This is a genomic window from Pseudomonas sp. Tul2A7 (assembly GCF_054790505.1).
Genome location: NZ_CP186499.1, coordinates 2993967 through 3006141, shown reverse-complemented (window position 1 = coordinate 3006141; position 12175 = coordinate 2993967). Strand labels below are relative to the sequence as shown.

14 protein-coding genes are annotated in these 12175 nt (G+C 58.0%); 6 read left to right on the top strand and 8 right to left on the bottom strand.

Going from position 1 to position 12175, the window contains the following annotated elements; translation table 11 throughout:
* Positions 1–38: 38 nt before the first annotated feature.
* Both ACOYXJ_RS13565 and katB read right to left on the bottom strand, forming a co-directional pair.
* Positions 39–575, bottom strand: a complete 537-nt coding sequence (locus ACOYXJ_RS13565) for an ankyrin repeat domain-containing protein (RefSeq protein WP_460369920.1) — start codon at positions 573–575, stop codon at positions 39–41.
* A gap of 60 nt (positions 576–635) precedes the next feature.
* Complete coding sequence (gene katB / locus ACOYXJ_RS13560; RefSeq protein ID WP_460369918.1) at positions 636–2177, bottom strand: catalase KatB; 1542 nt, start codon at positions 2175–2177, stop codon at positions 636–638.
* Between the two features lie 287 nt (positions 2178–2464).
* Here katB and mscL point away from each other — a divergent pair, with 287 nt between their 5' ends.
* Positions 2465–2878, top strand: coding sequence for a large-conductance mechanosensitive channel protein MscL (gene mscL / locus ACOYXJ_RS13555; RefSeq protein ID WP_102899944.1), 414 nt, complete (start codon positions 2465–2467; stop codon positions 2876–2878).
* A gap of 44 nt (positions 2879–2922) precedes the next feature.
* On the opposite strand, the gene ACOYXJ_RS13550 is transcribed toward mscL, so the two are convergent.
* Positions 2923–3699, bottom strand: coding sequence for a ferredoxin--NADP reductase (locus ACOYXJ_RS13550; protein WP_095121689.1), 777 nt, complete (start codon positions 3697–3699; stop codon positions 2923–2925).
* Positions 3700–4016: 317 nt separating this feature from the next.
* Here ACOYXJ_RS13550 and ACOYXJ_RS13545 point away from each other — a divergent pair, with 317 nt between their 5' ends.
* A complete protein-coding gene (locus ACOYXJ_RS13545) occupies positions 4017–4727 on the top strand; it encodes an autoinducer binding domain-containing protein (RefSeq protein WP_150794010.1) in 711 nt (236 codons plus the stop codon).
* A gap of 178 nt (positions 4728–4905) precedes the next feature.
* Complete coding sequence (locus ACOYXJ_RS13540; protein WP_460369915.1) at positions 4906–6030, top strand: methyltransferase; 1125 nt, start codon at positions 4906–4908, stop codon at positions 6028–6030.
* A gap of 72 nt (positions 6031–6102) precedes the next feature.
* On the opposite strand, the gene ACOYXJ_RS13535 is transcribed toward ACOYXJ_RS13540, so the two are convergent.
* From ACOYXJ_RS13535 to ACOYXJ_RS13525, 3 genes are all read right to left on the bottom strand, one after another.
* A complete protein-coding gene (locus ACOYXJ_RS13535) occupies positions 6103–6270 on the bottom strand; it encodes a DUF2474 domain-containing protein (RefSeq protein ID WP_007909751.1) in 168 nt (55 codons plus the stop codon).
* A 79-nt stretch (positions 6271–6349) separates the two neighbouring features.
* Positions 6350–7357, bottom strand: a complete 1008-nt coding sequence (gene cydB / locus ACOYXJ_RS13530; protein WP_007909749.1) for a cytochrome d ubiquinol oxidase subunit II — start codon at positions 7355–7357, stop codon at positions 6350–6352.
* Between the two features lie 3 nt (positions 7358–7360).
* Complete coding sequence (locus ACOYXJ_RS13525; RefSeq protein ID WP_460369913.1) at positions 7361–8809, bottom strand: cytochrome ubiquinol oxidase subunit I; 1449 nt, start codon at positions 8807–8809, stop codon at positions 7361–7363.
* Positions 8810–9201: 392 nt separating this feature from the next.
* Here ACOYXJ_RS13525 and ACOYXJ_RS13520 point away from each other — a divergent pair, with 392 nt between their 5' ends.
* From ACOYXJ_RS13520 to ACOYXJ_RS13510, 3 genes are all read left to right on the top strand, one after another.
* The gene (locus tag ACOYXJ_RS13520; RefSeq protein WP_460369911.1) at positions 9202–10440 is read left to right on the top strand and encodes an MFS transporter; all 1239 of its coding nucleotides are present in this window, start codon (positions 9202–9204) and stop codon (positions 10438–10440) included.
* Positions 10441–10524: 84 nt separating this feature from the next.
* A complete protein-coding gene (locus ACOYXJ_RS13515) occupies positions 10525–10854 on the top strand; it encodes a type II toxin-antitoxin system RelE/ParE family toxin (protein WP_150751718.1) in 330 nt (109 codons plus the stop codon).
* The gene (locus ACOYXJ_RS13510) at positions 10812–11099 is read left to right on the top strand and encodes a HigA family addiction module antitoxin (RefSeq protein WP_460369908.1); all 288 of its coding nucleotides are present in this window, start codon (positions 10812–10814) and stop codon (positions 11097–11099) included. The genes ACOYXJ_RS13515 and ACOYXJ_RS13510 overlap by 43 nt, the downstream gene beginning before the upstream one ends.
* Positions 11100–11110: 11 nt before the next feature.
* Here ACOYXJ_RS13510 and ACOYXJ_RS13505 read toward each other — a convergent pair whose 3' ends face one another.
* Together ACOYXJ_RS13505 and ACOYXJ_RS13500 are read right to left on the bottom strand one after the other, a co-directional pair.
* Positions 11111–11656, bottom strand: coding sequence for a DJ-1 family glyoxalase III (locus ACOYXJ_RS13505; protein WP_150794006.1), 546 nt, complete (start codon positions 11654–11656; stop codon positions 11111–11113).
* A gap of 66 nt (positions 11657–11722) precedes the next feature.
* Positions 11723–12172: a DUF4879 domain-containing protein gene (locus tag ACOYXJ_RS13500; protein ID WP_150794005.1), complete on the bottom strand. Its 450-nt coding sequence runs from the start codon at positions 12170–12172 to the stop codon at positions 11723–11725.
* Positions 12173–12175 lie beyond the last annotated feature (3 nt).

The window sequence follows — 12175 nt, the reverse complement described above, 5'->3', positions numbered from 1 at the left end:
TCCCCCGGCAAAAACCGCGATGATAACGCAGCCACCGCTCAGCGCGGCGCGGCGGTGCGGATTTCGCCGTTGGCCAGACGCGCGGCGCTATTGCCCAACGGGTCTTCGGCATTGAGGTCGGCGCCCTTGGCCTTGAGCCCATCGAGCAATTCCAGGCGCTTGAACAATCCGGCGTACATGGCCGCCGTCTGCCCGGCGCCGTTACGCTGATCGGGGCTGCAATCGGTGGCCATCAAACGGCGGGCGATCTGTATTTCACCTTTGAAAATCGCCCCCATCAGCGCGGTGTTGCCACGTTGATCTTGCGCACAGGCATCGGCGCCGGCCGCGAGTAACCGCTCCACCGCCGGCGCTTGACCGTGATAAGCCGCGAGAATCAGCGCGGTGTAGCCTTTGCTGTCGCGGGTATCGAGGGAATAGCCGGACTCGATGAAGGTGTCGAGCATCGGCACGTCACCGCGCCGGGCGGCATCGAAATAGTAATCCTGCAGCTGTGCCTTGATCGCCTCAGGGCTTTGCCCGGCCTGCGCTGTAAAGGACAGACAGGCGAGTAACAGTAAGAGATAGGGACGCATAAACACTCTCCTTGGGCAGAACGGGGCCTGAATCAGGCCCCGCGCTGCACGGCGTCGAGATCAGTCGGCCAGTTTGGCCGCCAACGTCTTGACCCGGCTCAGGTCACCCTTGGCCACTTTGGTCACACCGGTCCCGTATTCCGGGTCGGCCTTATAAAGGAAGGACAGGATGATGTGCTTGCTCTCCTCATCGGTGGTCGCCAGCGAGCCGCCGAAGCTGTCGATCAGGTCCTTGCGCTCCTGCTGGCTGAACGAGCGATACAGATCACCGGCCTGCTTGAAGTTCTGCTCACGCTGGATCTTCGCCTGCTGCGTGCTGCCCGACAGCGCCGACTGGCTATAACGCGCACCTGGCGTCTCGTCTCGGGGTTGCAGTCGGCTCGGCTGATAGTTCACGCCGCTGTTGCTGGCGCCGAAGTTCATCGCGCCATCCTGATTGCCATTATTCACGGCAACTTTTGGCGCATTGATCGGCAATTGCAGCGCATTGGCACCCAGGCGATACATTTGCGTATCGGCATAAGAGAACACTCGACCTTGCAATAAACGGTCTTCGGAAGGCTCAATACCCGGAACAATATTCGCTGGCGCCATGGCCACTTGTTCGGTTTCCTGGAAGACATTAGCCGGATTACGGTTCAACACCATTTGTCCAACTTTCCGTTCTGGAATACCCGGCCAGATCTTCGTTGCGTCCAATGGATCAAAATCAAACTTGGACAAATCTTGTGGCTTCAGCACTTGAATGTACAAGTCCCATTTCGGGAAGTTACCTTTATTAATGTTGCTCACCAGATCATTGGTCATATGACTGTAATCTTGACCCTGAACGTTAGCGACTTGCTTTGGCGTCAGATTATTTATGCCCTGCAAGCTCTTCCAGTGAAACTTTACATAGTTAACTTCGCCCTTGGCGTTGATCAACTTGTAGGCATGTACGCCGTTACCGTCCATTTCTCGATAACTGGCGGGAGTTCCCGAATTCGAATACAACTCGGTCAGCGTGCGAGTGGCCTCCGGTACATGGGAGAAGAAGTCGAAGCGACGCGAATCGTCATCGAGGTTAGTCCGTGGATCGGGTTTGAAGGCGTGCACCATGTCGGGAAACTTGATCGCGTCACGGATGAAAAAGGTCGGAAAATTGTTACCGACGAGGTCCCAGTTGCCATCGGCCGTGTAGAACTTGGTGGCGAAACCCCGTGGGTCACGCAGGGTTTCCGGCGAGTGATTGCCGTGCACCACCGCAGAGAAGCGCACAAATACCGGCGTGCTCTGGCCGGCGGCGAACACCTTGGCCTTGCTCAGGTCGCTAAGATCGTTGGTCACGGTGAAGGTGCCATGGGCGCCGGTACCGCGAGCGTGAACCACGCGCTCGGGAATGCGTTCACGGTCAAAACGCTGCAACTTCTGAATCAGTTGCACATCCTGCAGCAGCACCGGGCCGTTGACGCCGGCAGTCTGCGAGTTCTGATTGTCGCCCACTGCGGCACCGTTATCGCGAGTCAGCGGCGCGGCGTTAACGGAGAAGGTCAGCAAGCTGGCGGTGAGTACACCGAAGGTACGGCGACGGGGAAAAGCCCCCAGTCCAAGTGCGGAGTTCATATCAGGATCCTCTGGTTGTTTTGGGGCGCATCCAGATGCGCCAAGCCAAGGCTAGAGGCCTGCGACGTCGAACATAAATAGAAAGAACGTAACGCCATGATTGATAAAATTGGCTTTCTGATCAGCGAGTTACCGGATATAACGCGCGCGATTGATGGCACTTTGCAAACTAATCGTCGATTAATGTGTCGATAAAAACGGGCATTGTAAGAAGGTGTTTCGCGCAGGACGCGTTTTGCTGATTTACACTGCGTACACCAAACTCATCTGTAACAAGGAAATAACCTATGGGCGTGATAAGTGAGTTCAAGGCCTTCGCGGTCAAAGGCAATGTGGTCGACATGGCCGTCGGTATCATCATCGGTGCGGCCTTCGGCAAGATCGTTTCATCGTTTGTCGGCGACGTGATCATGCCGCCAATCGGCCTGCTGATCGGCGGGGTGGACTTCAGTGACCTGGCCATTACGCTAAAGGCCGCAGTGGGAGACAGCCCGGCGGTGGTATTGGCTTACGGCAAGTTCCTGCAGACTGTGCTCGACTTCATCATCGTTGCCTTCGCCATTTTCATGGGTGTCAAAGCCATCAACCGTCTGAAACGCGAAGAAGCCGTGGCCCCTAGCCTGCCACCGGTTCCGACCAAGGAAGAGGAATTGCTGGGCGAGATCCGCGATTTGCTCAAGGCACAAAATACACAGCCCTGAACCTTCGGCACAAAACACAACGGCGCCTGCGAGGCGCCGTTTGTTTACCAGTAGTTTTCCACCGCCACCTGGCCAGGTCGACGGGTCAGGCTGAGGCTCATGTGCCGTTTTTTCAGCAAGGCGCGAGTGTCGTCAATCATCTGTGGATTGCCACACAGCATGACTCGGGAGTGTTCGGCCGAAAGCTCCACGCCTGCGGCGCGCTCAAGCTCGCCGTTTTCGATCAGCGTGGTAATCCGCCCAGCCAGCGCGCCAGGATGTGACTCTCGCGTGACGGTCGGGATGAATTGCAGTTTGTGGATGTGCTCCGCCAGATAATCGCGCTGTGCCAGACCCGCAATCAATGACTGGTACGCCAGTTCGCGCGCCTCCCGGACGCTATACACCAGAATGATCCGTGCGAATCTTTCCCAGACTTCAAAGTCCTGCAGAATCGACAGGAACGGGGCCACTCCCGTACCGGTGGACAACAGCCACAAATCCCGGCCATCGACGAAACGATCCAGGGTCAGATAGCCAAACGCCTGCCGATCCACCAGCAGCGTATCTCCGACTTCAAGTCGACTCAGTTCACTGGTGAATTCGCCACCGGGCACCACAATGGAAAAGAATTCCAGGTGCTCATCGAACGGTGAGGACACCATGGAGTAGGCACGCCAAACTGTACTGCCATCAGCCTTGACCACACCGAGGCGGGCGAACTGACCGGCCCGAAAACGAAATCCCGGGTCACGGGTGGTTCGCAAGGTGAACAGGCTGGGCGTCAAGGGTTTCACGTCAAGCAAGGTCTGGCAGGTGAAATTCTCTACGCTGGCTGTCATGGGACACTCCATTCAACGATTGCCACCAGTTTCGCGCAAAGCCGCGCTCTTAAACACCACTGATTCGTAATGATATTGCGCGCATTCAACTACCTCTCAAGAATTGTACAAGTCTTGTCAAACGTCACTTGCCAATAAAAACTGTCAAAGATGACAAGTCACATATAACACCACGTACTTAAGAACACGTTATGCAGTTGCCCTCTCCCTTTAAGAGCAAAAAAATCAAAACGCAAAGTAGGAAACGTCCTACACTCGTTTGCGTGCTAATCCCGTTGGATCCAAAAGCACCCCAGACATTGCACGGAGCACTTTTAATGGAAACGTGGAAGGAGTCACAGTTAAAACAACTGACTTTCGCCAAAGGTATTGATACTGCCTACCCGATACTGCTGAGATTTGCCGAAAACCTGGGATTTAATTTCTTCGCAATATCAGTCACTTCACCACAGCAAGTAACAAAGACGAACGCTCTGCAAATCAATAACTACCCCACCCAATGGAATGACCAATATGAGCAATTGCACTACTCTGAAGTTGACCCGGTAATAGCACACTGCAATCACTCAATGATGCCGGTGATCTGGAATGAAGCGCTGTTTTCCAACGCTCCGCAACTTTGGCAGGGCTTGCAAGAACAAGGTCTGCAACATGGCTGGTCACAATCTTTCCATCATGAAGCAAGCGGCTTTTGCAGCATTCTCAGCCTGGCGCGCAAGCATTGCCCGATCAGCCCACTCGAGTTGTATGAGCATTTCGGCTACATCTTTTATGCGGCCAGTCATTTGAGCGAATTATTCGCCCGCACGCTCCCCATGGCAGCCAAGACCCGACAGCCGCATCTCTCCCCCCGAGAGCTGGAGATTCTGCAGTTATCCGCCGGGGGCAAGACCGCTTACGAAATCTCGAAGATTCTTAGCCTGAGCGAACGCACCGTGAACTACCACGTACAAAACGTGATCGAGAAGCTCAACGTCTGCAACAAGATTTCTGCCGTCATTGCGGCAGCCAGAGCTGGCATCATCTAGATGCGAGGCCTTGTAAAGGATTAAAACTTGCGGGTATTCCCGACGAAAAAAACGTAACATTTACGCCCTTCCTGAGTGATGGCGCAGTCTTCCTCGCGTTGCAGTGCACTCGGTCGGGTTCCGCCGCAAGCTCCCGCTGGCTGCGGGACACCCCTCGATTACCCTGAGTCCCCGCCCCATGCCTTTGCTCGATACACCCTTCGCCCAACTCGACCTGATCCGCCAGCCCGAACAGCAGAACGAGCCGTTGCAAGCGTTCGATGCCGCCGATGAATACCTGCTCAACCATCTGGCAGCGCAGCAGCCGACAGCCGACACGCGGGTATTGGTGCTCAACGACAGTTTCGGTGCGCTGGCGGCGAGCCTGCTGGGCAAGGTTGCCGTCACCAGCAGCGGCGATTCGTTTCTGGGCTTTCAGGGACTGGAAAAGAACCTGCTGCGCAACGGCCAGGCATTTGATGCGATTCGCGGTGTCCCGGCCAGTGAGCCATTGGTCGGACCGTTCGACCGGGTACTGATCCGCGTACCGAAAACCCTCGCGCTGCTGGAAGAACAACTGATCCGCTTGCAAGGGCAGCTCGCGCCCGGCGCCGAAGTGATCGCAGCGGCCATGGTCAAACACCTGCCACGCGCTGCCGGTGATCTGCTTGAACGCTACATCGGTCCGGTACAAGCCTCTCTGGCGATGAAAAAGGCTCGGCTGTTGATCGCCACACCTGAAGCAAAAGCTCCGGCTGTCTCGCCCTACCCTTCGCGGTATCGCCTCGACGAGCCGTCGATCGAATTGCTTAACCACGCCAACGTGTTCTGCCGCGAAGGCCTGGACATCGGCACACGCGCCTTCCTCCCGCATCTGCCGAAAAACCTGGGCAGTGCCCGAGTCGCCGATCTGGGCTGTGGCAATGGCGTGCTGGCGATCGCGAGCGCTCTGCAAAACCCTGATGCGCAGTACACGCTGGTCGACGAATCGTTCATGGCCGTGCAATCGGCTGCCGAGAACTGGCGCGCAGCGCTGGGTGAACGCGAGGTGATCGTGCGTGCAGGCGACGGTCTGGCCGGACAGGAAGCACAATCGCTGGACGTGGTGCTGTGCAATCCGCCGTTCCATCAGCAGCAAGTGGTCGGTGACTTTCTGGCTTGGCGCATGTTCCAGCAGGCGCGCGAAGCGCTGGTGGTGGGTGGCGCGCTGTACATCGTCGGCAACCGTCATTTGGGTTACCACAGCAAACTGGCGCGGCTGTTCCGCGGCGTCGAGCAAGTGGCCGCCACGCCGAAATTCGTGATCCTCAAGGCCCGCAAGTAACCTTCAGACAAAAAAAACCCTCCGTGAGGAGGGTTGCAAAGCCGTACCCGAAGGCGCCGGGACGGGGATGATTCAGTGCGTGGTCAAGCCTGCCGCGTTCATGAACATACGCATCAGGCTGGCGGCGATAAACAGCACGCCGACGCTACCGACCCAGATCAGGGCCAACCAGCCGAGCCGCTGCCACAGCGGTTTTTTTTCGGCCTCTTCAATGTCGTGCAGGGAATGTTTGCCGGGCATTGTTTCGATCCTCATCAGTCAGATCGATGGCGCCCTTGCCGACGCCATCGCGAGCAGGCTCGCTGCCACTGGGTTTCGCTTAGTGATAACCGTCTTCATGGGTGACCTTGCCGCGGAACACGTAGTAGCTCCAGAAGGTGTAACCCAGGATGAACGGAATGATGAACAGCGTGCCCACCAGCATGAAGCCCTGACTTTGCGGCGGTGCGGCGGCGTCCCAGATCGAGATCGACGGCGGCACGATGTTCGGCCACAGGCTGATGCCCAGACCACTGTAGCCTAGGAAGATCAGCACTAGAGTCAGCAGGAACGGCATATAGTTGGCGTTGCGCGCCACGGCGCGGATCAGACCGTACATCGTCACCAGCACCAGAATCGGTACCGGCATGAACCAGAACAGGTTCGGCATGCTGAACCAGCGGGTGGCAATATCCGGATGAGCCAGCGGTGTCCAGATACTGACAATACCGATCACGGCCAGCAGTACGAAAGCCAATGGCCGTGCCAGGTCATGCATCTGTTCCTGGAGTTTGCCTTCGGTTTTCATGATCAGCCAGGTGCAGCCGAGCAAGGCATAGGCCACCACCAGCGCAGCGCCGCAGAACATTGTGAACGGCGTCAGCCAGTCCAGTGAACCGCCAGCGAACTGCCGATTGACCACCGGCAAGCCATCGATGAACGCACCCAGCGCCACGCCCTGGAAGAATGTCGCCGCCACCGAGCCGCCGATGAACGCCTTGTCCCACAGATGACGCTTGTCGTCCTTGGCCTTGAAGCGGAACTCGAAGGCCACACCACGGAAGATCAAACCGATCAACATAAAGATCAGCGGCAGATACAGCGCTGACAACACCACCGAATAGGCCAGCGGGAACGCGCCAAACAACGCCGCGCCGCCCAGTACCAACCAGGTTTCGTTGCCGTCCCAGACCGGGGCGACGGTGTTCATCATCACATCACGGTCAACTTTGCCGGGGATGAACGGGAAGAGAATCCCGATCCCCAGATCGAAGCCGTCCATGACCACGTACATCATGATGCCGAAGATGATGATCACGGCCCAGATCAGCGGAAGATCAATACCCATGAGTCAAATCTCCTTGGTCACGCGAATGTCGTCGTCGCCGTGATCGGCATCGGCCGAGTCGTCGGCAGCGGACAACGGACGGGCCGGTGTGCGTTTCTTGCCTGGACCACCGTCCGGCGTTTCCGCGCCCTCGCTGATCTTCGGCCCCTTGCGCACCAGGCGCATCATGTAGCCGAGACCTGCGCCGAACAGGGCGAAATACACCACCACAAACATGATCAGGGTGATGCTCATCTGCATGAAGCTGTGGTTGGAAGACGCATCCGCCGTGCGCATCAGCCCGTAGACCACCCACGGCTGACGACCGATTTCCGTAGTGAACCAACCGGCGAGAATCGCAATCAGACCGGACGGCCCCATCCACAACGCCAGATACAGGAACGGCCGTGAGGTGTAGAGCGTGTCGCGTTTGCGCAGCCACAGGCTCCACAATCCGGTGAAGATCATCAGGAAACCAAGGCCAACCATGATCCGGAACGACCAGAACACGATGGTCGAATTCGGCCGGTCTTCCGGCGGAAACTCCTTGAGCGCCGGCACCTGTTTGTCCAGCGAGTGGGTCAGGATCAGGCTGCCGAGGTAAGGGATCTCCACGGCGAACTTGGTTTTCTCTTCTTTCATGTCCGGCCAGCCGAACAGGATCAGCGGCGTCGCTTCATCACCGTGGTTTTCCCAGTGACCTTCGATCGCAGCGATTTTTGCCGGTTGGTGCCTGAGCGTATTCAGACCATGGAAGTCGCCGATGACCGCCTGGATCGGCGCGACAATCAGCGCCATCCACATCGCCATCGACAGCATGGTGCGGATCGCCGGATTGTCCTTGCCGCGCAGCAAGTGCCAGGCCGCCGAGGAGCCGACGAAGAACGCCGTGGCGACGAACGCCGCCGTCGCCATGTGCATCAGGCGATACGGGAACGAGGGGTTGAAGATGATCGCCAGCCAGTCGGTGGGGATGACTTGCCCGTTAACAATCTCGAAGCCCTGTGGGGTTTGCATCCAGCTGTTGGAAGCGAGAATCCAGAAGGTCGAAATCAGCGTACCGATCGCCACCATGACCGTGGAAAAGAAGTGCAGCCCGCGCCCGACCTTGTTCCAGCCAAACAGCATCACCCCAAGGAAACCGGCCTCGAGGAAGAATGCCGTGAGCACTTCATAGGTCAGCAACGGCCCGGTGACGGCGCCGGCGAAGTCCGAGAAGCGGCTCCAGTTGGTGCCGAACTGGTAGGCCATGACCAACCCCGAGACCACGCCCATACCGAAGTTGACGGCGAAGATCTTCGACCAGAAATGGTAGAGGTCACGGTAGGTGTCGTTACGGGTTTTCAGCCACAGGCCTTCGAGTACCGCGAGGTAACTCGCCAGGCCAATGGTGATAGCCGGGAACAGGATGTGGAACGAGATGGTGAACGCGAACTGAATTCGGGCGAGATCTAGTGCCTCTAAACCGAACATATGGCTTCCTCTGTCAGGTAATACCGGCTGCGGACCCGGAGGCCTGCACCCACTGCCCCCACGGATATGGAGTGCGGCGAATTCTGATTCGTTCTTTTTAAACAACCATCGCAACGCAGGGAGTCTGGCCAACTGGCCACCGGATCAATTCCTTTTGGGTCTTGATCTGGATCAAGCAACGTTGAAAGAGTAGTCCCATTTTTGCCGATGAACTGCGTGGTCGTTTGCCGCGTGACAAGTTGCCTCATTGCAGCCGCGATGCTCTGCCAGACATTTCCTGCGCCAAGCTTGCGGAAATCGATGTCTGGCTAACTAATTTTTTTGTCATAGCCACTTCCTGTTACAGACTGGTGATAACCTCGGCATTCCCCTCGAGCCAGACCTGCCTTCAGATGCCCAGCCAAGAGCCCCTGCTGTTACGTCATCACCGCCCGTTTCTCGCTTTCTGGTTCGCGCGGATCTTTACCGCCAGCGGATTTCAGATGCTCACCGTGGCCATCGGCTGGAACCTCTACCAACTGACCGGCAACGTCCTCGATCTGGGTCTGGTCGGGCTGGTCGAATTCGCCCCGCGCGTGCTGTTCATGCTGCACACCGGGCACGTCGCCGATCGCTATGACCGGCGTAGAGTCGCCGCAATCTGTCAGTCGTTGCAGGCTCTGATCGCGCTGGCATTGGCCATCGGCAGCGCCACCGATCACGTGACCCGCGAGATGATCTTCATCCTCGCCTTCCTGCTCGGCGCGGCGCGCTCGTTCGAGATGCCGACCACCCAGGCACTGCTGCCGAGCATCGTGCCCAGCGCGCTATTCCCTCGGGCAGTGGCAGCTGCCCAATCGGCGCAGCAGTCGGCAACGATCGTCGCCCCGGCGCTGGGCGGTTTGCTATATGCGTTCGGCAGCGTCTGGGTTTATGGCCCGACGGTGCTGCTCTATGTGATCGCCTGCACCCTGATGCTCAACCTGCCCGCGCGGCAAACGCCGTTGAACAAAGGCAAAGCCACGCTGGATTCATTGCTGGCGGGGATTCGCTTCATTCGCAGCCGCCCGGACATTCTCGGAGCGATTTCGCTGGATCTGTTTGCGGTGTTGCTTGGTGGCGCCACGGCGCTGCTGCCGGTATTTGCCAAAGACATTCTGCTGACCGGGCCGTGGGGCCTCGGCCTGCTGCGTTCGGCGCCGGCAGTCGGCGCACTGGGCATGTCGCTGTTCCTCGCGCGGTTTGCCGTGGAGCGCAATGTCGGCCGGGTGATGTTCACCGCGGTCGGGGTGTTTGGCGTCGCGACCATTGCCTTCGGCCTGTCGACCTCGTTCTGGTTCTCCCTGGCGGTGCTGGTGGTACTCGGCGCGGCGGACATGATCAGCATGGTCATCCGCGCGTCTTTCGTGCAGTTGGAAACCCCGGACGAAATGCGCGGCCGGGTCAGCGCGGTGAACGGGCTGTTTATCGGTGCCTCGAACCAGTTGGGCGAATTCGAATCCGGTGTCACCGCCCACTGGTTCGGCACCGTGCCGGCGGTGGTGATGGGCGGGATCGGCACGCTGGTGGTGACGGGGACGTGGATCAAGTTGTTTCCGACATTGGCTAACCGCGATCGCATGCATGTGCCGGTGGAAGAAGTGAGGGTCTGACAACCTCCAAAGCACAAGAAAACTGAAAATGTGCGGTACATAGTTACCGCACCGAGTGTAATGTATCGCCTTACACTCGAGCTCATGATCAAATCCTTTCAGCACAAAGGCCTTCGCGGCTTCTATGAAACAGGTTCGACTCGCGGGATTCGTGCCGACCACGCAAAACGGCTGTCGCGCATGCTGCAGTTCATGGATCGCGCTACGATTCCCGCAGACTTGGATCTTCCGGGCTGGCGCCTGCATCCATTGAAAGGTGAGCTGACGGAGTACTGGTCGCTGAGCGTTTCGGGCAACTGGCGAGTGATCTTTCGTTTTGTCGGTTCGGACATCGAACTGGTCGACTATCTGGACTACCAAGAGGCAGATTCATGCCCATGCACAACCCGCCACACCCCGGTGAAACACTGCTGATGGATGTTTTGCCCGAGCTTGGCATCATCGTGACCGAATTGGCCCGACACTTGGGCTTCGCACGCCCGCATCTTTCACGTGTATTACACGGACATGCGCCAATCAGCCCGGATCTGGCTGTGCGTCTTGAGCGTGCCGGCATTGGCAAGGCGCGTGTGTGGCTAGGCGTACAAACCGACTACGATCTGTGGCAAGCGGAGCATCGGGAGCAACCGGTTATCGAACTGATCGCTGTCCACGCCTGACACCTCCGCGATTACAACTCCCCCGCCACTTTCCCCCGCAAGGTCTTGCCGCCGAGTTGCTCGACCAGCGTCAAGGCAAACTCCAGCGCAGCGCTGGAGCCTTGCGCGGTGATGCAATTACCGTCGACCAGCACCGATTGATCAACAAACGTACAGCCCGAGAGTTGATGACTGGCGCTGGGCAAACAGGTCATGCGTCGTTGACGCAGCACGCCGAAGGTTTGCAGGGCGACGGCCGGGGATTCGGCGATGGCGGCAAACAGGCGTCCGGCGCTGGATTGATCCTTGAGCAACTGTTGCAGAGGTTGGTGCGCGGCCAGGTGTTGTGAACCGACAGCGCCGCCGGGCAGGACGATCAGGTCAAAGGTTTGCGCCAGCACATCGACCAGCATGCCGTCGGCGGTCAGGCGTGTGCCACGCGCGCAGGTCAGCATGCGTCGGCCTTCAATACTGGCCGCCACCACTTCGATACCGGCGCGGCGCAGCACGTCGATCAGAGTCACGCTTTGCAGATCATCGATGCCCTCGGCGAGGGTAATCAGGGCTCTAAAGGTCATGGGCGTTATCCGCTGGGTGATACTTGAAGCGTAGTCAGCTTCACCCGGATCGCGCTGCAACAGCCGTTACTTGATGTAAAGCTGGGTCGACATCGTGTTGCGTGGCGCGTTGATCGAGGTGTTGCTGAAGGTGAAGGTGCCTTCCTGCTTGCCCGCCAGATCGAAGGTATAAAGAGAACCGACGGTTTTGTTGCCGGGAGTGCATTCGGTCAGGTTGCCGTTATCAAAGGCACACACCGGGGCACGTGTGCCGTTCACTTCAAAACCGTCCAGTGCGACCTGAGGCTGGCTCTTGCCATAGCCGACTTCGAGCACGTAAACCTTGATGTTCGGTCCGCTGTGATTGCATTGAGTCTGCGTCTGCCCATCGCCGATGTCTTCAAGACCACAGGCTGGCGATTGCACCTTGATCACTTTCACTTGCGTCAACGGTGGCGCCGATGCCGCCCAGGCTGTCGACATCCCGGCCATCAGTACGGCAATCAAACCCAAAACCTTCATCCAGCACTTGCTCATGCG

Coding starts and splice junctions, on each gene's coding strand:
- cydB (WP_007909749.1), bottom strand. CDS start 7,357: ATGGGTATTGATCTTCCGCTGATCTGGGCCGTGATCATCATCTTCGGC.
- mscL (WP_102899944.1), top strand. CDS start 2,465: ATGGGCGTGATAAGTGAGTTCAAGGCCTTCGCGGTCAAAGGCAATGTG.
- ACOYXJ_RS13520 (WP_460369911.1), top strand. CDS start 9,202: ATGCCCAGCCAAGAGCCCCTGCTGTTACGTCATCACCGCCCGTTTCTC.
- ACOYXJ_RS13540 (WP_460369915.1), top strand. CDS start 4,906: ATGCCTTTGCTCGATACACCCTTCGCCCAACTCGACCTGATCCGCCAG.
- ACOYXJ_RS13545 (WP_150794010.1), top strand. CDS start 4,017: ATGGAAACGTGGAAGGAGTCACAGTTAAAACAACTGACTTTCGCCAAA.
- ACOYXJ_RS13500 (WP_150794005.1), bottom strand. CDS start 12,172: ATGAGCAAGTGCTGGATGAAGGTTTTGGGTTTGATTGCCGTACTGATG.
- ACOYXJ_RS13565 (WP_460369920.1), bottom strand. CDS start 575: ATGCGTCCCTATCTCTTACTGTTACTCGCCTGTCTGTCCTTTACAGCG.
- ACOYXJ_RS13550 (WP_095121689.1), bottom strand. CDS start 3,699: ATGACAGCCAGCGTAGAGAATTTCACCTGCCAGACCTTGCTTGACGTG.
- ACOYXJ_RS13510 (WP_460369908.1), top strand. CDS start 10,812: ATGCCCATGCACAACCCGCCACACCCCGGTGAAACACTGCTGATGGAT.
- ACOYXJ_RS13515 (WP_150751718.1), top strand. CDS start 10,525: ATGATCAAATCCTTTCAGCACAAAGGCCTTCGCGGCTTCTATGAAACA.
- ACOYXJ_RS13505 (WP_150794006.1), bottom strand. CDS start 11,656: ATGACCTTTAGAGCCCTGATTACCCTCGCCGAGGGCATCGATGATCTG.
- ACOYXJ_RS13535 (WP_007909751.1), bottom strand. CDS start 6,270: ATGCCCGGCAAACATTCCCTGCACGACATTGAAGAGGCCGAAAAAAAA.
- ACOYXJ_RS13525 (WP_460369913.1), bottom strand. CDS start 8,809: ATGTTCGGTTTAGAGGCACTAGATCTCGCCCGAATTCAGTTCGCGTTC.
- katB (WP_460369918.1), bottom strand. CDS start 2,177: ATGAACTCCGCACTTGGACTGGGGGCTTTTCCCCGTCGCCGTACCTTC.